The sequence below is a fragment of the Desulfohalobium retbaense DSM 5692 genome, from assembly GCF_000024325.1.
GTDB classification, from domain to species: Bacteria; Desulfobacterota; Desulfovibrionia; order Desulfovibrionales; family Desulfohalobiaceae; genus Desulfohalobium; species Desulfohalobium retbaense.
Genome location: NC_013223.1, coordinates 1744208 through 1765348 on the forward strand (window position 1 = coordinate 1744208; position 21141 = coordinate 1765348).

Here is a 21141-nt window from a genome sequence, read left to right on the forward strand (position 1 = left end):
CGCTGCTGCGCTCCATGTGCAGCCCCGAAAACCACCACCGACAACGTTTCTTTGAGTTGTCTCCTTCTACCACAGCACCACAAGAGGGCAAAACATTTTGTTTCAACTCGAGTGCCTGTTGCGCGACATGCCGTCGCAAACCTGCGCCGATTCGCTTTCCTTGAACGCCCCATACTTTCCGCTACTTAAATTTTCACTGTATTTTCAGAATATTCGAAAACACCAGACCGGTGCCGTACACGGCATGATTCTTGGAATCCCAACTGTATACTTCCTGAAGGCGGATCGCCGTAAGCCGCCACACAAGACCGTGTTCACACAAAGGAGGAAATATGAAAGGCAAATCGATCTTTATTCTGGCCTGCGGCATTCTCCTCTTGTGTGTCTGGCCGGTGCAGTCCGACCAGCAGCAGGACTGCTTCAGAACCAGCCTGCACCACACCACCCGCGGCATGGCCACCTGGTATGACGCGGACAACGGTTTCAGCGCCATCACCAATGTCCCCTACAAGGACCTGGGATGTAAAAATTGCCATGCCACCTCCTGCAACGATTGCCATCTTGAAAAATCCGGTGAGGGCTTTGCGTACTCCACGGCCAAGGCACGGCAATCCTCGACTTGTCTCAAATGTCACGCCCGGGAGAAGGCCACCATCGGGATCGACACCGCCAGAAACTCCCTCGGCGTTCATATCAAGGCCGGCATGCAATGCGCGGATTGCCATTCAGCCAGGGAAGTCCACGGTGATGGAACCTGCTATGAAAGCATGCGCGCGCCAGGGGCAATGGATACGGCCTGCACAAATTGCCACACCGAGGACAGCACCACCTATCCGGCCATCCCCCCGACCGAATCGCATATGGTCCACAGCGGCAAACTCGACTGTACAGCCTGCCACGTGGAAAACTCCATGACCTGCTACAATTGCCATTTCGGTGTTTTGCAAAAGACCAAGAGCAAACCAAAAAGCATGGTCACCAAAACCAAGGATTTCCTGCTGCTTGTCAAATATAACGGCAAATTCATGAGTGGAACCATGCAGACGCTGGTTGGCCCCGATAATTACCCCTTCGTGGCCTACGTTCCCTATTTCACCCATTCAGTGACCGAGCAGGGGCGAAAATGCGAAAGCTGCCACTCCTCCAAGGCCCTCAAAGAGTTGGCTGCGGGCAAGTCGTTCAATGCCTCCACCTACAAGGACGGGAAACTCAGTTTTTTCGAGGGGGTCATCCCGGTGGTTCCCGACCAGATCAACTGGACTTTTCTGGAGAAAGCCGGGGAACAGTGGACGCCGTTTGAGCCGCCAGCCAAACCGCTGGTCCAGATGGCGGTCTACGCTGAGCCCTTTACCGACGACGAACTGGAGATGATGAACATGGAACAGGTTTACACCGGACAATGATCGTCCTCCTGCCATACGCAAGCGGCCGGAAAACCACGTGGTTCTCCGGCCGTTTGTGTTGCGCTGCGACGTGGATACCTGCCCTTCTTTATTCCCTTAGCCTAATCTATTCCCCACTCTGTGCCCTCTGTTCCCTCTGTGGTTGAATCTTCCAACTCTATGGTTAAATCACCCAACTCCGAACTCCCTGTTCAAAAAACCCATATAACGCAGGTCGTGCACCACCCGCCAGGGACGGCACAAAAAAGTTGGCTCTTCGTCACAGGGCATGGAATTTCAGACGCAAAAGTTTGCCGTCTCTTCTGTGTGCTTCGAGCGAAAGGCCCGCACATTTTCTTGGTCCCGCCAAAAGGGGGAAACCGGACCGCGAACTGAATGCTCCCAGGCGGATTCCGATGCAACAAGGGCCATCTTCGACACCTGGAGTTCTGTTCCTCTTGAGAGTCCGGAGGGGGCAAGGATCCCCCTTTGGCGGGATTTAGAAAATACCGGGCCGAAAGTGGGCACACAGAAGAGACGGCAAACTCCAAAAATCCACAGGATCCGTCAAAGAACCGAAAAGTTCAACCCCGCACGTGTTCGTACGGGGTTGAACGTATTGCAGCTTTCCTGCCATTGGGAGATTTGTACCAGCCTGCTAAAAGTCCTGCAGGTCCTTATCCTCAAGGGAAATGAGGGAATCGGAGTCCTGCTCAGCATGCGCATGCCGAGAACGGGGGTTCCTCTGGGACTGACGTGGTGTTGCTTGCAAAGCAGGATCGTCGGTTGAACGGGACCGTTTGCCAGTCGGGGCCCCGCTTCCTTCACCCTTCGTGCCCACCAGAGCCACCAAATCGCCCACTATACGCTGCAATTCCTCGGCCTGAGTGGCCAACTCCTCGGCGGCGCTCGCCGACTCTTCCGAATCCGAGGCATTTTGCTGAACCACGGTGTCCATCTCCGCCACTGCGGTGTTGACCTGATCGATGCCCTGGGCCTGCTCTTTGGAGGCCGAGGCAATCTCGGTCACAAATTCATTGACCCGTTGAGAACTGGTCTTGATCGACTCCAACTGCTCCGAAACCTCATCGGCCACGCCCACACCGTTCAAGGCGTGTTCCTGGGCTTTCTTGAGCAGGTCTCCGGTGTGCTGGGCCGCCTCAGCGCTCCGCCTGGCCAGATTGCGCACCTCCTCGGCCACCACGGCGAATCCTTTGCCCGCCTCGCCGGCACGGGCCGCCTCCACCGCGGCATTAAGTGCCAGCAGGTTGGTCTGAAACGCGATGTCGTCGATGGTCTTGATGATCTTCGATGTCTCGATCGAGGATTCCTGGATCTGGTTGATGGCCGAGTTCATCCGTTCCATTGAGGCCACACCGTTATCCACGCTCTGTATGGTCTCCTCGACCGCATTCACGGCCTGATCGGCATTGTCGGCGTTGTGCTTGGTCTGAGCCGACATTTCCTCCAGACTCGAGGAGGTCTCCTCCAGGTTGGAGGCCTGTTCGCTGGCGCCCTGGGCCAGGGACTCGCTCCCCGAGGCCACTTGGCGCGACGCGGACTCGGTCTGCGCTCCGGCGTGAGCCAGCTGCGTCGTGATCGGTCGCAGGGCCCGCACCACACCGCGGACGATACAAACAGCCAGCACGATGGCCAATACAATCCCCAGGACCACAATGCTGCCGAGCAGAACCTTGTTATCACGGGCCTTGCCCAGTAAAGCGGCCTCGGTCATCAGGTTGGCCGCGATCAGATCTTCTCCTTCGTGCAGATGCGTAACCACCTCGTGCTGGGCCGGCATGGCCTTTTGAGCGAAAAGTCGACGGGCCTCGCGCAAACCGGCCAACTCAGCCTCGGCCTTCTGCTGAAGCGTCCGCAGGTCCCCAAGCACCGTGTTCAGAAGCGGCAAAACCTGGCTGGAAAAATACGCCTCCGCCTTCCGCCGGGCCTGAACCAGCTTGTCCTCCTGGCTGATGGCCCGGTCAAAGGCCCGGGCCACAAGGGTCATGGAGGGTTGGCTGACGTCTTCGAAGACCGCCTGGGCTTTGCGCAAACGGGCCTGATCCGAGAGCGCGTCGTCCTCCAGGATAGCAGCAATTTCTTGCGCCGAGGCATGCAGATCCTGATGGGCGCTCAGAACCGGGGCAAAAATCGACTCCAGCTCTGGAAACGACTCGACGAATGTGTCCCAGCGCTCGGAGTCCAGCAGCCGCCCAAAGCCGCATTGCTCCGGATCGGTCTGCAGCCCGAGATGCGGATCCAGGCGCACGATTTTGGAGGACAAAGTGCCGACCCATTCCAGGTGCTTGCTTTTCTTTTCAAGCAGCAATTCTTCAAGGCCAGGGTGAACCTGGGCATACATCCCGGTCAACTCCCTGGCCGACTCATGCAATCGTTTGTGGGCCGCCACCAGCTCGTCCCAGGTGGCCTGAAACGAAGAACTCCCACGCGTATACGCGGTCTGAGCCGCGTCGCTTTGCAACCACTGCCCCAGGGTGCACTGCGTGGGATCAAGTTGGACCTCGATGCGAACTTCGTTGGCCAGCAGCGTGTCCTGGATCTCGTCGGCCCAACGCATGTGCGCGGTCTGCATTTCCACCAGAAAGGCCGGCAATTTGGGATCCACTTCAGTGTATTTTTTGGAAATATCCACCGCCGTGGTGTGTAACGTCTGGTGCGGCCCCGCTATGTCGTTGAAGACCTGCTCCAGGCCGGGCACAGCCTCTACGGCTTTGTCCCGTTGCGCACTGTCAAGCCACTGCCCCAAAGCACACTGGTGCGGATCGGTCTGGACCTCCAGCGAGTCGACCTTGGAATTCGTGAGAAAAGTACTGACCGCGGCGGTCCAATTCAGATGGTCGACCTCTTTCTCCGTCATCACCGCCCGCAGTTTGTTCCCGAAGATCATCTCCCGGGCGTCGTCCACCAGCCCGGAGATTCCTGTAAATGCAAACACTCCTAATACAATCAGGACCAGTATGACCACGCCGAACCCTCTGCCGACGCGCTGCCCCACCGTTGACGTACTTGCCATGCTCCCTCCCTCGTTGCCTGGCTGTCGATGTCACGTAACTCTCTATTGCAGTCTTCCTAACTGCATGGTGAAAAAATCCTTCAAGTGCAGGTTGTTCAAAAATCCCAAGGGACGTCGACAAAACGTTCAAGGTCGCAGCGAACGTACCAGTTCGTTCGAGTTTGGACGTTTTGCAGCTTTGCTGCCATTGGCAGATTTGCAACGGCCTGCTCAAAGGCTTGCACCTCCCGGCGTGGCACACATCTTCGGCGCAGCGCTCCTTCTTCGCCCAAAATCTGCGCCCGGCCTGAAACCGGCTTGTGAGTCCTGAAAAAAACCCTCTCTCATGGTTTCGGTGTTCAACTTTGAGAAGTTTAGCACAAAGCGGCCCAAGAATATTTTTTCTTAGCTCCGGCATCCCCGTTATTTTCCTAGTATTTTGGTCGGATTTATGGGCCACATCCCCACGCTGTCAAGCTTGGATAATCATCTCCTGTGACAGCAACGCTGTATTCATTTTGTGCTTAAATGAACAAGCACGCTGGGTACTCCCTGTCCTATCAGAAACCAATAAGGAGGAACCGCACGGGGACAGGTGGTGGATGACTAAGGACAGTGCCCATTAGACATTGGGTACAATTCGGTAAGCTAGCATCGTTTCCAAATCGAGATCGGAATCGAAACCAGGATTGATCTTTCAGGTAGCAGATATCGGAAATCGGGGTCCAAGAAAATATCTGGAGCAGTGGCTTCAAAGCCGACTCCGACCTCGATGTGGAGTTCAACCGGGGTTGCTCGGTTATGGAGCTCCGCCCACCGCCCCGTCGTCGGATGGCATCTTTCGGACCGCCAAACACCGTCACAGCTCTTCTCCTCGTGATGGGGGATCGGAAACCCTCAAATCAATTTCGATTGGAATTGCTGAGCCTTACAACCCATCCGCCGGCACTGTCTTGCGGCTTTGCCTCCCACGGTAGAATCCGCTATACGTTCAACTATGAAAATAACAAAAATGCCGAAGATGAAAGTTGGTTGGATTGTACTTGGTGTTCTGCTTCTCGGCGGCCTGACGTATGTTCTCAGTACAAAGGACGCTGATAAAAGCGGCCCACCGCAACACACCAGCGAGACTGCGCAGGCCACGCTTCCCCTCGACGCCCACATACAGGAAACCTCCACAGACGATCTGCCCGGCCTTATCGACAAGCGGTACATTCGCGTCCTGACCACGGTGAACCGCACCAATTTCTTTATCGCCGAGGGGCACCTCGTCGGCTACGAATATGCCCTGCTCAAAGGGTACCAGGATTTCCTGAACAGCAATCTCGACAACCGGGACCTGAAGATCGTCCTGGAATTCATTCCCGTGGCCCGGGATGAATTGATCCCCGGACTCCGGGAAGGCTATGGCGATATCGCTGCCGCCGGGTTGACCGTCACCCCAAAGCGAAGTGGGAAGGTCGATTTCACTACCCCTTACCTCTCCGGTATTGACGAGGTCGTGGTCACCCATGCGTCCATCCGGGATCTTGAACACCTCAGCGACCTGAGCGGCAAGGAAGTCTTTGTTCGCCAAAGCAGCAGTTATTTTCAAAGCTTGCAGCGCCTCAACGACAGGCTCAAAGAAGACGCTCGCAAGCTGGTCGACATCACCGCCTTGAGCGAAAATCTGGAAACCGAAAGCATCCTGGAAATGGTCAACAGCGGCGCGCTGGGCATAACCGTGGCCGACAGCCATATCGCCCAGGCCTGGTCCAAAGTCTTGCCAGACATCCGCATCCACGAGGATCTCGTCCTGCGCGAGGGAGCACAGATCGCCTGGATGGTGCGCCAGGAGAACCCCAAACTGCGACAAAGCCTGAATGCCTACCTCAAGGACCACAAAAAAGGGACCCTGCTCGGCAACATCTATTTCAACCGCTATTACAGCAAGGCTGACCAACTGAAGAATCCCATCGAGATCGAGCAGTGGAACAAGGTCAAACAGTACAAGTCCGTCATCCAGAACTACGCGGACAAATACAATTTCGACTGGGTCTTACTCCTCGCACTCGCCTTTCAAGAATCCGGACTCGAGCACGACGCCCGAAGCGACGCCGGAGCCGTGGGCTTGATGCAGGTACTCCCCTCCACGGCCAGTGATCCGAAAATCGACATTCCCAACGTCCAGAATCTCAACAACAACGTCCACGCTGGCGTCAAATATCTCCGGTTTCTCATCGACCGGTACTATTCGGACGGGGACCTTCGCCCGCGGGACAGGATCCGTTTTGCCCTGGCCGCGTACAATGCCGGGCCGGCCAAAATCCGGAAGGTACGCCGCCTGGCTGCGGAGATGGGGCTCAATAAGGATAGATGGTTCCGCAATGTGGAACTCGCGGCCTTGCGGATCATCGGGCAGGAAACAGTGCGGTATGTGAGCAATATCAACAAGTACTACGTGCTGTATCAGACACTTATACGTAATTAAGAGCGTGGGGTGGGGAGTTGCCGGGAGGCTCTCTCCCCCTCCCAGAGCTAGAGGGCTTCGATCTGAACTGGGCCCCAATTTTGTCTAGACAATGGGGGGAAACTGGAAGACTTCGCGGATGCAAAATCGATCCCGATCCCGATTTGGACTCGAACGGCATTGTTCACGAAAAAATTTGCATTTTTTACAATCCTCCAGGCCATGTGCTGTTTTTTGCCTTCTGCTTCCTGTTTTCCGTCTACTGTACTCTGTCCTCCGTCTTCCCTTCCCCGGGACCGCCAGGCGCCTGCCTGGCTTTTGACTGATGGATCTGAATTCTTCGTTCTTCAATCCTCCAATCCCTTAATTCTTCAATTCCTCGATTCCTCAATTTTCTTAATTACTTAATACTTAAAACATAAAACGTAACACTTCCCAATTTCAGTCGCCTGGCGTCCATAGAAGGACAATCCAGGAATTGCGTTTTGGCGGTCTCAGAAATCTGATAACTGATAACTGATAACTGATAACTCAAAAATCGATTTCGATCCCGATCCCGATTTGGATATCTTGTCGCCGCGGGCTTCCGGTGTCAGTCTCCCCTCCTCCATCTTCACCCTCTTCCCCTTGCACTCGCCCTGACCCTCACGTATGGACACAAGCGGCAACGGTCCCCGGCCGAGAGCCTCTCGGAGGAGTTTCTCGCGCCCATGCAGACCATCTCCCCCCCCCTCAACAACGCCCCAAGAGGACACCATGCTTCCAATCGGATCACTCGTGAATGCCGGAGCGATCGTGCTCGGCTCGCTTATCGGATGCGCCCTGCACAGCCGGTTTCCTGAGCGGTTCCGAAGTATCGTCTTCCAGGGTCTTGGTCTCGGAGTGCTTCTGCTCGGCTTCCAGATGGCCTTCAAGGTCCAGGACATCATCGTCGTACTGTTCAGTATCCTGCTCGGCGGTATTCTGGGCGAACTCCTGCGCCTGGACAGATTGTTTGACCGCCTCGGCAACAGCGTGAAAAAGCGGCTCGGTTCGGCCAATCCCAAATTCACCGACGGCCTGGTCACGGCCTCGCTCATCTTTTGTATCGGCGCCTTGGCCATCGTGGGCTCCATCGAGGAAGGCATCCGCAACAACCCGACTATCTTATACACCAAGGCCATCCTGGACGGTTTTGCCAGCATCGCTTTGGCCTCGTCATTCGGGTCAGGGGTCCTGTTTTCCGCTCTCCCGGTCCTGATCTATCAAGGCACCATCACCATCGGCGCCGGTTCACTGGAAAACGTGCTCTCCACGACCCTTATCGATCAGCTCTCGGCCACCGGTGGACTGCTCATTGTAGGCATCGGCCTGATTATCCTAGAAATCAAAGAAATCCGCATCGCCAACCTGCTGCCCGCCCTGGTCATGGTCGGACCGCTGCAATGGCTGGCCCAGATCCTACGGGCCCTGTAATACTGCAGCTTACCGCAGACGACCTTAACTAGAAGCCGTTGGCATTCCCTCTGTGCTCTCTATGGCTGAATCTTCCAACTCCGTGGTTGAATCTTCCGGCCCCGAACGGCAGCCCTCGCGACCCGAGGGATTCCAGCCTCCCCTGACGCTTGAGCCAAAGGCGCTGTCGTGCGAAAAGTGTCTTGGCAGTGGTGCCACCAGCCAGGCGCGCTCCCCCCTCGTGTTGCTACCGGCTACGACGGACCTAGAGCCGCATTTGGACCAGGCCACTCTCAAAACCGGAAACCTCTTCATCCCACGCCATAGAGCCGGAGGACAGTTATGGGAATGACTCAGAAACAACAGGATAAAGCCAAGCAACGGTTTTACGAGGACATCGACAATGTGGACGGCAACGATCTCGAATATGCCTCCAAGAAAGGCCGCAAGAAGGTCGACAGCCTGGACGGGGATCCGCCTGGCGCCCTGGAAAAGCTCTGGGATGATATCAAGACCATGATCCAACTCATCTGGGACTATCGAAACGGCAACTACAAAGCCGTGCCGTGGAAAATCATCGCTGCCGTGGTCGCAGCTGTGATCTATTTTGTCAGCCCGATCGATTTCATCCCGGATTTTATCCCCGGCCTCGGCTATATCGATGACGCCCTGGTCATCAAACTCGCCCTGGATATGGCCGGCGAAGACCTCGCCTCGTATAAAGAATGGAAAAAAACGCTGTGAGGACAGCGTCAGGAGGGGGAAATTCGAGAAAATAAATCTTGCAGGTATCAGTTAAATGAAACCAGGAAGCAGGACGAAAAATCCAAGACAGAGAAGTGAACACCCATTGCGATCCCGATATCGAGCCGAGCTGCGCGATATGACCATTCTGGCCACCAACACAAAGCCTTCCACTGGCATTCTTTCGGACCGCCAGGAGCCGGCCTGGCTACTTCCCTTGATGACGCTGTTTACTTGGCTTTCTCACTACGGGTGCATAGCGACCGCAAAAGTATCTGGGGCGCCTTTAGCCCGCCTTGATCTCGGCAGCTACCTGATTTCGCCCCGCCATCTTAGCTCTATATAAGGCCTGATCTGCCCGGTCCTGGAGTGCAGAAAGATCGTCTTCAGCCCGGGCCTGAGCCACGCCCAAACTCGCGGTCACAAATCGGCCCATGCCAAAATCAAGGGTCGCCACCCGGGCTCGCAAACGTTCCGCCACCTCCCTGGCTCCGTCCAGATCAGTTTCAGGAAGCAGCAACGCGAACTCCTCACCGCCCCAGCGGGCGGGAATATCAGCGTCCCGGCTTGCCGACCGGAGAAGTTCGGCTACGGCTTTCAGCGCTTCGTCCCCGTATAGATGACCAAATTGGTCGTTGAAGCTCTTGAAGTCATCCAAATCGATCATCATGAAACTCAAATCCTTATCGTAGCGATGCGCCTGGGTGAGTTGGAGGAAACCATCTCGCTCGAGCCTCCGCCGATTAGGGAGGCCGGTCAGGTAATCCGTCTGGGCCTGATGGCGATCTGTGACGTCACGGACGATGGCGTAGAAGCCAAACACTTCGCCTTGATGATCTTGATGGGGGTGGTAGTCCCCCTGAAATATACGGCGTTCTCCCGCTGGGGTAACAATCTCCCGCTCATAGCTTACCGTCTCACCACGCAGGACCGCGTCCCAATACGGCCGGAAGTTGCTAAAGATCTCGGGATCAAGGATATCCTCAATTTTACGGCCCAAAATCCTCTCCGTTCCCAGGCCATAAAAACGTTCGTAAGCCGCATTAACTTCCTGATAACGAAGATCCGAATCCACATAGGAGATCATCGCTGGGAGGGCGTCAAGCAACAAGGTGCGGCGCTGCTCCGAGGAGGCGTACTCTGCCGCCTTGTGCAAATTGGCGGCCAGAACTCCTGAGGCCACCTCCAGAAAATACTGATCCCGCTCATGAAAATGATCCGCCTGGTTAGCGTAGACCTTCAGCACCCCAAAAATGCGCCCAGCTTGGGCAAGAGGCACCATAATACCGGAGAGAAAGCCGATCTCTCGGGCCTTGGCCTTGAGTTGGATGCGATCGTCGCGGTCCACATCCCTGACCAGAACAGGTTCTTTGCTTCGATAGGCCAGCCCTGAGGCTGACTGGTCTATAGGTAAACGCAGACCCAGCTGCCCTTCAGCCATCCCCGCCACGGCCCGATAGACCATTTCCCCTTCTTCGGCCTCCTCCACAACAGCTGCGTGGGCGCCAGTAACCTCAAGAGCCCCATTCGCTACTCGCTGCCGAAGAGAATCGATGTTCAGATTCTCCATAATCACCGCTCGTTGAAGCCGAGTGAGAGCCTCCAGATCGCGATTCCGGGCGCAAGTCTCACGATGGGCGGTCACATCCCACTGGAGGGCCAAGTAATGGTCAACCCCGTCACCGCAGAGGCACAGCGGGGAAATGGAGACAGCCATGTTCAAGCGCGTCCCATCACGCCGGTATATGACCGTCTCGGACTGGGCTGTCCCATCTTCCTTCAATGAGGCGCGTAAATCATCTAGGGCATTGGCGGAAGTTTCCCGACCATAGAGAATGTGCGGCGTACTGCCCACTACCGCCTCAGCGGAGAACCCGGTCAGCCGTTCCCAAGCGGGATTGACGTAGACGATGCAGGGGCCAGTCGGCTCCAATTGGGCATCGGTAATCATGGCGCCGACGCTGACTCGGGCCAAAGCTGATCTGAGTGTGTCCAAGGCCCTCCCCTGTTGCACGGGATTACCTGCCTTCATCGAATCCACTCCTTGGCAATCGGTTTTTCGATGCCCAGATAATTCCACTCTCCCCGGTCCCAACATCGCAAAACTTTTTTGCCATCTCCGCATTCATAGCCATTACACGAAATGCATTTGCAGGGTCAACGAACCAAAAATTATACGCCCATTTTTTACTCCCCGGAATCTATAAATGAAATTGAACACCGGGTGGGCAGAAAAATGGATGGTACTCCAGAGCACCAGCACCACCCGCAGCTCAAAAAACCGGCATTGCCAACGAGCGCAGGAAATGCGAGGCCGCCGAAATCCCTCTCTGCAGCGCCACCCCCAGTCACCCTCGTGTGGCGCACGCCCGTCTTCGGCCCGACCGAACAAAAGGGCGCACGCCATGCGCCCCTACAGTGTTCGACCAGGACAACGCCCATCCCACCGACCGGGGCAACCCGTGCTCCAGCAAACGGCACCACTAAAAACCGCACCATCCCGCCTTCGCGTGTGCCCCGGCCAACCGAAACCGGCACTCCCTAGCACCAAACGAATCATACTCGTAGGGGCGTGTGGCGCACGCCCGTCTTCGGTCTGCCATCCCACGCGCACGCCATGCGCCCCTACAGTGTTCGAACTGGACTTGAAACACGTGCACAGACAGGTATCCTGTGCAGTCCACGGAAAATGAACTCCCTCAATAAACCTGAGAACTATTCTTACTTTTTTTATTCATCTTTCCAGGGCCTTAGCATAAAAGAACCCAACAAGCAGTTGCGGGAGGACCATTCATGATTACCTGACAAACGATGGATAACCATATAATAAGTGAGCAGGGCATGTTCCAATTTGATACGAGCTACGCACGTCTTCCACACCCCTTCTATACACGGGTGAGTCCGGCCCAGGTCCCCAAACCGGAACTCATCACCTTCAACAGCGATTTGGCCAGACAATTAGGGGCCCAGGACACAAACCAATCAGACACGCAATTGGCGGAGATCTTCAGCGGCCAACGCCTGCTCCCTGGCTCCGAGCCCATTGCCATGGCCTATGCCGGCCATCAATTCGGCAACTTCGTGCCCCAACTCGGAGACGGCCGGGCGCTCTTGCTGGGAGAAGTGGTGGGTCCTGCCGGGCACCGGTTTGACATTCAGCTCAAAGGCTCCGGGAGAACCCCTTTTTCCAGAAACGGCGATGGCAAGGCCCCCCTTGGTCCCGTCCTGCGGGAATACATTGTCAGCGAGGCCCTGCACCATCTGGGCATGCCCACCACTCGTTCCCTGGCCGCGGTCAAGACCGGGGAAACGGTACGCAGGGAAACCCCGCTTCCCGGAGCTATCCTGACCCGGGTCGCCTCAAGCCATATCCGGATCGGCACCTTCGAATACTTTGCTTTCAAACAGGACGTGGACAATCTCAAGCGGTTGACCGAGTACTCCATCCAACGGCATTATCCCGAAATTCAAAACGATCCTCAGGCCGATCTGCACTTTTTCCGCAACGTGGGACAGACCCAGGTCGAGTTGGTGACCGGCTGGATGGCGCTGGGCTTCATTCACGGGGTGATGAACACGGACAACATGTCCATCGCCGGAGAATCCATCGACTTCGGGCCCTGCGCCTTCATGGACCAGTTCCGGTTCGATCAGGTCTTCAGCTCCATCGACCAATTCGGCAGGTACAATTACTCCAACCAGGCCCAGATCACGCTCTGGAACCTCTCCAGATTCGGCAATTGCCTGCTTCTTCTGCACCAGGACATATCAGAAGACGAACTCCGGAAATGGAACCAGGAACTGGAAGCCCTTCAGGACCTTTTCGAACACAGGCATACAATAAAGATGCTGGAAAAATTGGGGATATTTGACTACGAACGCCCCAACGACCGCGAGCTTATCCAAAAGTGGCTCCGCTATCTGGAAGCCGAGCATCTCGATTACACCTTGAGCTTTCGCGCCCTGGCGCCCCTGGTGGACCAGGAGGCAGGCTGGGGGGCTTTCAAAAAGACCGAGGCCTTCCAGGAGTTTTACAACCTCTGGCAAGAGCGCCTTCACCAGCAGGACCTGGAAGTCACGGCCATACAGGAACGAATGAACCAGGTAAATCCCGTGTTTATTCCCAGAAACCACAAGATCGAAGAGGTTATTGAAGCTGGCCGGAGGGGTGACTTCAGCCCCTTTCATGAGATGAACGAGGTACTGCAAACCCCATTTCACGAACAAGAGGGACGCAGCAGCTACCGAGCAGCTCCCAGACCGGAGGAGATGGTCCAGGCTACGTTTTGCGGGACCTGATGACCTGTTGGAAAATTCTTACGCAGCACGCAGGCACCACCCGAAAGACGGTAGTACCTCCCCTCTTTTTGACCTGAGCATGGCACACTCTTAACACAGTGGCGCTATAACGTACTGAAAATATAAGGTTTCAGAATCATCACCCCAACCTCCTTTGCCAAGGAGGGGAATGGAGAAAACCGAGGGTATTTGTTCAATGAACAGTACACCTATCCTGTGTGCCAACGACCGGAATCGAATATTTAGCGTTAAATCAGACGGTTACGAACCCACCTCCTTAGCAAGGAGGGGACGCAAGGGGTGGTTGAATAATGACAATTACCTTAGCCCACTGTGCTAAGTGCGTATAAAGGCCAAGCTTTTTGCCGGGACTCTCCACCAGAGCTTCTGGGCAAACCGGGAACGTTTTTTCTTACCCCTGCAGCCCAGAACCCTGCTTGGCTGCAGGGGCTGCCCGCATTGCCAGCAGAACCAAAAAGGAATAGAAATTACTGATGAATATTGGACAAATAAACACCTTTTCCGTGCTCAAACACGTTGACTTTGGCGTCTACCTCGACGGCGGGGGCCTCGGCGAAATCCTCCTTCCTTCCCGGGAGGTGCCTGAGGAGTGCCATGTCGGGGACCAGGTCCAGGCCTTTCTCTACAACGACTCCAATGACCGCTTGATTGCCACAACCACGACCCCCCTGGCCCAAGTCGGGGACCTGGCCCGGCTCAAAGTGATTGATGTCAATCCGGTGGGAGCGTTTTTGGACTGGGGGCTGCCGAAGGACCTCCTTGTTCCCAAAAACGAACAGCAGGAACCCATGCGCAAGGGGCAGAGCTACCTGGTCTATGTGGACCTGGATACCTCCGGACGCCGGATTTTCGCCTCCACGAAACTGGATCGCTATTTCAGCGCCTTGCAGGTTGGTGTTCAGGAAGGAGAGCAGGTGGATCTGGTCATTACCGACCGCTCCGAGGTGGGGTACAGGGCTGTGATCAACAAACTCTGCTTCGGTCTGCTCTATGCCAATGAAGTCTATGAGCCCCTCGAAATTGGGCAGCAAATCAAAGGGTACGTCAAATCACTGCGCTTGGATGGCAAAATCGATCTCAGCCTCCAGAAACCGGGCTACGACAAGGTGCTTGAAGCCAAGGAAACCATTGTGCGTGTTCTGGAACACAACGGCGGCGTTCTCAAGGTCACGGACAAAAGCTCCCCGCAGCGCATCCAAAGCCTTTTTGGGTGCAGCAAGAAGACCTACAAACAGGCCGTTGGGGCCTTGTACAAAGCCCGCCGCGTCAGGATCGAGTCAGATGGGCTCTATCTGGCCACCAAGGCGGAATAAAAGCTGCCCCATTAGCTGCCTGCGCCCACATTCTGCACAGATGTGCATGTGGAGCCTCAAACCTTGGCGTGATCCGCCCCCGCAGCAAACGCAGCACCACCCGATCCCACCCGTAGGGGCGTGTGGCGCACGCCCCTCTTCGGTCCACCCACACGAAAGGGCGAACGCCATGCGCCCTCCACTATCCGCCCCCCGAAAGAGGGAACACCTCCCTGGACACTTGATCCCGGTTCCTATGTTGTGCCCCCAGGGCTGTACAGGTCCCTGTGGCCACACAACGTCCAAAAGCGTCGTCGTTGCCAAGCGGTGCGTCTTGTTGCGTTAGCGGGACTTATTAAACAGGTGGGGATTGCTGGAGATAAAGGCGTGTATCCAGCGTTCCAGGAAAGATTCGCTTTGGGCCGTCTTGATGTACCCATACCCGAGCACCGAGATAAGCAGCGCACCCAAGGTGTCCACGATCAAATCCCACATGGTGTCGGTCAGCCCGGAGGGGTCGCCGAGCATGGCCTTTTGCATATTTGTCTTCAAGAGACTGTCCATGCTGAATTCGAATATTTCCCACAACGCGCCGATACCCACGGCAAAAAGAAACGCGAACAGGGCCACGAAACCGGGGTTCATGTGCACCCCGATATTCTCGTTTTCATTCAGGACATAAACCAAGAGAAAGCCAATAATACCGAGACCGAATCCCGACCCGGAATGCAGAGCGATATCCCACCACCAGAAGCGTGAATAGTATCCGTGGACTTCGCCCAAAAAAAGGGAGGCAAAAACAAAGGTAATCCCCAGAAGGACGAATTCAGGGGGAATACAGACGCGGAAAAATTTACGCACAAAAAACGGGCCGAGGGTAATACCGCTGATCCCCAGCGTGATTACCGCTGTGAGCCATTGTTGCTCCCAGATAGCAAAGACGATTTCGATGGCCAGAATGGCTTGCAAAACACAAGTCAGCCGGCGGTGTATTATATATGGTCGCATAGGATATATCACTTGGCAAAATTGAACCCAGCACAGCAGCACTGGGAAACGTGCTGTTGCGCGATGAGGGGGAAATTGGTATCCGGTTCGGGCAATACGAATGCTCCGGATCGTCCCAAGCGGCCCCGGGAGGAAGCAATCATTTTTACCCCCCGATCTTTTTTTCACAGTGCAGGCGCAAAATATGACGAATGAAACTGAGCAACGCCGAGAAGCCCGGCACGGTATAACCTCAGCAGTCTTACCGTTTTTGGGCAACAGGGCCAGCGATTATCAACCGTTTCAGTACCTGATTCAGGATATTAGCGCCACGGGTCTCAAAATCGCCCTGCCCAGATGGGCGGTCTTCCGGGATATTCTTACCCCTGGAGAATCCATCCATCTCCAGGTCCCTTTCCAATTCGAGAAACAAATGCACGCCTCCGGCGTGGTAGCTTGGCAAAAATGGGATGCGGCCACAGAAGCGCAAATCTGCGGGATCGCCTTAGACGCCCCGACTCCCCTTGTTTATCCAGTACATATCTCATTGGAATCGCGGGCAATCAATGTTGAGCTGCACGATTTCGCCGCGATTGAGCCTTTACTGGTACAGATTCTGGGTGACAGCGCCTTGGTCAAACAGGGGCTCGGCATCTATTTACGCCATCTCGACGCGTATTTTTACCGCACTGCTGTGATCACTCGAGAAGAGTATGCAACGTTTAGCGACGTCGTGCTTAAAGAAATCATGGCGCAGGTGCAGACCAATTATAACGCCCTTATGGAACTCTATGCACGCGTCCGTGATGCCCAAAACCAGGAGGAAGTCTTTTCCCATATCCTCGATTTGGATGATTTAAACAGACTAATGACCCCGGAAGTCGCTATCGAACTTTTTTCCCGCGTACTCAGTGTGGAGGAAGTGGATCTGTATCTCAAAGCGATCAAAGCGTTGGAACAAAAATTGTTTATCAACTACAATACACTGATCATGCTCTATCTCCAGAATCTTATTCGGAACTTCCACCCCGGTTCTCCGGCGAAGATGCCCTGTCAGGACAGGTGTGCGTAGGTTGCTCCATCTCGCGGGGCATCTTTGTCTTTCCTGCTGTTAATCCCTCCATCCACGGCCAAGCCGGAGCGGTGAGCTGACGAAGCAACGGCCCGGATTCAGGAATGTCCCCCCACTCCAACCGCCAATTGACTTCTTTGTCCACCTGAAACCAACTCAGGCCTTGAATGCCCCATTCCTGCGCCACCTGCAGGCCATTGACCAACCATTGATCCCTATCCCCGCCATCCCGGGCCGAGCCGGTTTCAAATATAATCAAGGGTTTCTGGTCATGGATCCCACGTAATTCTCGCAAGGCCGGGACAAAAATATCCCGGAAACTGCGCCACGTACTGGTCCAGCCATGGGTTTGCTTCTTCTGGGTGCGTCCCCAGTTGTAGCCGTCGACACCGAAAACCTGAACATACTCATGTCCGGGATAATAGGCGGCAATGGTGTTCCAAGCCGCTGCGGGGTCGTGGCTCGCATTGGGTACGGATTCCGCATTAGGGCAAAACGCGAAAAGGACGTTCTCCGCGCCCTGCTCCCGAAAAACATCGACTACATACCGAAATATCTTGCGGTACAAACGCGGACTTTCGGGCCCGTACTCCTGCCGACTCGTGCCCCAATGGTAGCGTGCGAGGTTCATTTCATGAGCGAATCTGAGAATAAAAGGATCCCCCCAGTCAGCAGCGGATTGGGCGAATGCGCGAAGATAGGGATCATACTTTCCTTGGAAAATGGCCTCAGCCTGCACCATGCGTTCACGCCCCTGTTCGTGGAACATGGGTTCCCAAGTGAGACAGGGCACTGCGCCCAATTTTCGAATTGCTTCCAGACTTTTTCGGGGAAAAAAACCCCTCTGCGGCGTCGCCGGCCATTGCAGATACAAGGTCACCATTCGGGCGGGAATGCCCGCGGCCGTTTCCTCGCTGCGTATTTGTTCCTGGGTGAGCGGCAATCCTTGGAGTGTAAGGCCAAACAGGAAGGGGACGCGCGTGTCCTGGGCGAGCGCAGTTGTGTTGAGGGCGAGAAGTATTCCGAGTAGTGGTCCCACAACATATGGAATATTGCGAAACAGCATATCGGTTATCGCTTTGTGAGATACGGGTGGTTGAAATACAGAACTGCAGAGAGAATAGTAAAATGGTACAGAGACCATATTGAATTCACAACTAAGGCGTAAAATGGTTCTTGTTCATAATACAGACGCAATCCACCCCAGACCATGGAGGCAAAACACAAAAAGCATATGCTGAGCTGGGGCCAAATTTGCCAGAGCGGTAGAAAGCTGTTGTGCCCCTTGGGGGTGACTTTAAAACTACCGCGGATGCCAATAACGGCTAATAAAGTAGCCCACATATACACCGGGAAACAGATGGCCTGGAGAACTATTCCGGAAAGAATTTCACGCATTCGATAACTGCGCTGGCTTAAAGTCCAAGAGAAAACAGTTATTGAAAGAACGAGATACGGAAAGTAGAGCATGAAATAGACTTCTGGACTGGCGAAATAGGACGGAACCCCGAAAAGAAGATACAATATAGGGCAGAGGAATAAGATGAACATCACCCACCCTATAAAATAATGCGTTCCAGACAGGAAATATTCCCACCACTTCACTACGGGCAGCGCTCGAGGATTGTGCAAAAAATGTTTCAAAATGGGCCGGAGTAAGCCCACCGTACCTAGAGCCCACCGGAACTGTTGTTTAAAATACCCACCGAGATCTTCAGGGCCCAAGCCAAAAGCCAATACCGAATTGATATAGGCTGAATGCCAGCCGTTGGCATGAAATTTCAGGGAAGTGGCAAAATCCTCGGTTACCGAGGATTCGTCAAAGCCGCCGACATGGCGCAGGGCTTCGCGACGGAATATGACATTGGTCCCACAGCAAAACATGGCATCCTGCTGGCTCTTGCCTTCGCAGATGTATTCGTAAAAAACCGCCTGTTGGAGGCCGGAGCCTTTAGCCACTCGGTTGTGATCATAATTGATATAGTATTGGGGGGTCTGGATAAAGGCCAGGTCAGGGTTGGCTTCCATGTGCGCCAGGAGAGATTCAACAAAATTGGGCAGAGGGTTCATGTCCGCGTCAAAGACGATGATGTATTTTTCCTGCCCCGGTTGGCCGTGAATGGCATTCGTAGTGAATTGAAATCCTTCGGGTGGTGTACCGTCCAAAAAATCAAGAAAATCGTTGATCATTCCGGCTTTGGCCCCCCGCCACTGTCGGCGGAAGAGATCGACCCCGATACGCGAGCACATGGCATCGATAGCGTTTTTGTACTCGATGTTCTCTTCGTGCGACCATCCGGTTTGATCATATCGTGTATCATCCAAGAAATAGATGCGCTTATTCGGATAGGTAAGATTATAAAAGCAGACCAGCGTATCTTCAACCACGGAAAGAGGCTCTTTAAAGGAAGACACCACTATGGCCACCTCAGGAAACGAGGTCAATTCCGGAGTTTTTCGGGAGTCAAATCGAGCCGGTTTTTGGGGTCCAAGAACACGGTACACATTTAAAAAATATCCCAAACCGTGGATCATGAGAAATATTTCTGCTCCCAAAAGACCGGAGGCCAGTATCTTTTCATACCAGGCATAGTCAGTGATCAAGAATAAGGAGATACGCCCGGTGAGATACAGACAAATGGCGAGCATTGTGGCCACAAGGACCAGTGGGAAAATAGTGGTTTTAATATGTTGCCACAGGCGCGATGTGAACATGCAAACCCCGTGCAGTTAGAAACTATAAGTCAAACTCATCTGCAGTGATCTGGCGTCCCAATTCTGAGATTCATGGATCATGCCTTCCAACTCCAGCCCCCAATGATCTTTGAAATCCAGTTTGTATTTTCCTTTCAAGGCCAGAGAGGGATTGGAATCGGAATCGGTTCCGAACGTGAGCTGAAGGTCGTAGATATTTTTGCGGCTGCCGCAAAATTGGAATCGGGACAGGTCGTGTTGCCAGTGCAAGGTCACGGCCGTGCCCAGATAGTTCTGGGGCGTCCAGTACGGATGGGTAATATTTTGCGGTGTTTCCTGGCTAGCGTGCTGGGTGTCCCGATATTCTCCGGAAAGCGTGACCTCCAACTGGCGAGGGTGGTCGGTCAACACATAACCGAGGGCGGCATCGAGGCGTGAGCCGGCATTCTGATCATTATAATCGCTATATTCCGCCCCCACATGCCCAGAGAGCGAATGGGTAATGATAGGGGCGAGTTCGGCTCTCCAGCGGTCTTTTTGGATTCCCTGCTCCAAAGCGTAACCGTTGGGCAGAACGTTTTCCCGTGCATACTGGAAATCCACATGGGCCAAGTCCCAGGCGTTGAAACGCAGACCGAATTCCCCTGTGCTTTGGTCTTCGTAGGCCCCGTCCAAATAGTCCTTGAACCGAGCGGCCAGGGTTGCGGACCAAAAGGCGTTTGGCCTCAGCCGCGCCTGGACACCGAGCCCCTGCGCCGTGGATGACGGACCATAGTCGGGGTTTTCCCAAAATCGGCTGTGGGTCAAGGTCACGCCGTGCTGGCAGGCCACGGGGACATCCACGCGTATATCGGCTTGCTGACGCCCCATCCGGGCGAGGTTGCCCCGACCCTTTTCCCTCCATGCGCTATATCGGGCCTGGATTGCGGGCTTCGATCGCGTTTTCTGACGCTCAAGGGCCCGTTGGGCCAAATTGTGTTTGGGATCTATGGCTAAGAGCTGGCGATACGTTTCCGCCTCCTGGCCACAAAGCCCGAGAGCGCATTGGCTTTGGGCGAAGTCGAACCAGGCCTCCCGGTTTTCCGGTTCGAGTTGGACAAGCTTTTGCAGACGGCGTTTGGCCCGGATAAAGCGTTTATTCCACATGGCCTGTTTGGCCTTGTATTCCAACCAGACCCGCTTTTGAAACACGTATTCAGCCCGGAGTTGGCGCCTGATCGTTTGCAGTTTGGCGGGCAACGGACCTGTAGCACTGGCTTGAGACTGCGTTTGCCGCAGTATTTCATAGCCGGTGAACACCGTGCTTTCAGGGTCGGGGGGAATATATTCCCGCAAACGTTGCGAGAGGGCCTTGGACCCCTCCCTGGAAGCCGCGGTCTCCAGTTCGCGGGCCAGTAATGTATCCACCGTGGGGGTAAAGAGCTCTTGATAGAGTCGGTCACCCAATTCGTTTTTCTTGGCCCAGTAGGCTGTTCTGGCCGCTTCTCGGCGGGCTTGATCCCAATCCGGGTATGTTCTCAAAAGCTCCTGATAGAGGTTCAGAGAGCCCTCATAATCGCGGGTCCACCCCAAAAGGCGCGCCAAGAAAAATTTCGTTTTGCCCGTATCTATATGTTGCTTGGCGGGAACAAGGCTCTTCATGGCATGCTCGTTCGGGGCAATGGGCTGGGTGCCGGGGGCGAACGGCTCCGACCCTGGCGGAGTAAGCGCCAGCACCGGCAAAGAAGAGACCAGAAGGCCTATGCATACGAGCA

Annotated in this window: 13 protein-coding genes; 7 read left to right on the top strand and 6 right to left on the bottom strand. The window is 54.9% G+C overall.

Annotated features, from left to right (window positions below; translation table 11 throughout):
* Nucleotides 1-332 precede the first annotated feature (332 nt).
* The gene (locus DRET_RS07520; RefSeq protein ID WP_015751935.1) at nucleotides 333-1403 is read left to right on the top strand and encodes a cytochrome c3 family protein; all 1071 of its coding nucleotides are present in this window, start codon (nucleotides 333-335) and stop codon (nucleotides 1401-1403) included.
* A 637-nt stretch (nucleotides 1404-2040) separates the two neighbouring features.
* Here the strand turns inward: DRET_RS07520 and DRET_RS13010 are convergent.
* Nucleotides 2041-4416 (bottom strand): methyl-accepting chemotaxis protein, encoded by a 2376-nt coding sequence (locus DRET_RS13010; protein ID WP_015751936.1) that lies wholly within the window; start codon nucleotides 4414-4416, stop codon nucleotides 2041-2043.
* 991 nt (nucleotides 4417-5407) lie between these two features.
* On the opposite strand from DRET_RS13010, the gene DRET_RS07530 reads away from it, so the two are divergent.
* From DRET_RS07530 to DRET_RS07545, 3 genes are all read left to right on the top strand, one after another.
* Nucleotides 5408-6865, top strand: coding sequence for an MltF family protein (locus DRET_RS07530; RefSeq protein ID WP_015751937.1), 1458 nt, complete (start codon nucleotides 5408-5410; stop codon nucleotides 6863-6865).
* A 735-nt stretch (nucleotides 6866-7600) separates the two neighbouring features.
* On the top strand, nucleotides 7601-8299 hold the full coding sequence (locus tag DRET_RS07540) for a DUF554 domain-containing protein (protein WP_015751938.1): 699 nt from the start codon (nucleotides 7601-7603) through the stop codon (nucleotides 8297-8299).
* Between the two features lie 327 nt (nucleotides 8300-8626).
* On the top strand, nucleotides 8627-9022 hold the full coding sequence (locus DRET_RS07545) for a YkvA family protein (RefSeq protein WP_208595892.1): 396 nt from the start codon (nucleotides 8627-8629) through the stop codon (nucleotides 9020-9022).
* 286 nt (nucleotides 9023-9308) lie between these two features.
* On the opposite strand, the gene DRET_RS07550 is transcribed toward DRET_RS07545, so the two are convergent.
* Complete coding sequence (locus DRET_RS07550) at nucleotides 9309-11054, bottom strand: sensor domain-containing diguanylate cyclase (protein WP_015751941.1); 1746 nt, start codon at nucleotides 11052-11054, stop codon at nucleotides 9309-9311.
* A gap of 809 nt (nucleotides 11055-11863) precedes the next feature.
* On the opposite strand from DRET_RS07550, the gene DRET_RS07555 reads away from it, so the two are divergent.
* Both DRET_RS07555 and DRET_RS07560 read left to right on the top strand, forming a co-directional pair.
* Nucleotides 11864-13321: a protein adenylyltransferase SelO gene (locus DRET_RS07555; protein WP_015751943.1), complete on the top strand. Its 1458-nt coding sequence runs from the start codon at nucleotides 11864-11866 to the stop codon at nucleotides 13319-13321.
* A 494-nt stretch (nucleotides 13322-13815) separates the two neighbouring features.
* Entirely contained in the window at nucleotides 13816-14655 is an 840-nt protein-coding gene (locus DRET_RS07560; RefSeq protein ID WP_015751945.1) for a CvfB family protein, read from the top strand.
* Nucleotides 14656-14976: 321 nt separating this feature from the next.
* Here the strand turns inward: DRET_RS07560 and DRET_RS07565 are convergent, their stop codons facing one another.
* A complete protein-coding gene (locus DRET_RS07565; protein WP_015751946.1) occupies nucleotides 14977-15642 on the bottom strand; it encodes a DUF2238 domain-containing protein in 666 nt (221 codons plus the stop codon).
* Nucleotides 15643-15826: 184 nt separating this feature from the next.
* Here DRET_RS07565 and DRET_RS07570 point away from each other — a divergent pair, with 184 nt between their 5' ends.
* The gene (locus DRET_RS07570; protein ID WP_015751947.1) at nucleotides 15827-16693 is read left to right on the top strand and encodes a PilZ domain-containing protein; all 867 of its coding nucleotides are present in this window, start codon (nucleotides 15827-15829) and stop codon (nucleotides 16691-16693) included.
* Here DRET_RS07570 and DRET_RS13385 read toward each other — a convergent pair.
* The 3 genes from DRET_RS13385 to DRET_RS07585 form a co-directional block, all read right to left on the bottom strand.
* Nucleotides 16632-17462, bottom strand: coding sequence for a glycoside hydrolase family 26 protein (locus DRET_RS13385; RefSeq protein ID WP_167317796.1), 831 nt, complete (start codon nucleotides 17460-17462; stop codon nucleotides 16632-16634). The genes DRET_RS07570 and DRET_RS13385 overlap by 62 nt on opposite strands.
* Before the next feature lie 302 nt (nucleotides 17463-17764).
* Nucleotides 17765-19408, bottom strand: coding sequence for a glycosyltransferase family 2 protein (locus DRET_RS07580; protein ID WP_015751949.1), 1644 nt, complete (start codon nucleotides 19406-19408; stop codon nucleotides 17765-17767).
* Nucleotides 19409-19423: 15 nt separating this feature from the next.
* A complete protein-coding gene (locus tag DRET_RS07585; RefSeq protein WP_041281953.1) occupies nucleotides 19424-21028 on the bottom strand; it encodes a hypothetical protein in 1605 nt (534 codons plus the stop codon).
* Nucleotides 21029-21141: the final 113 nt, after the last annotated feature.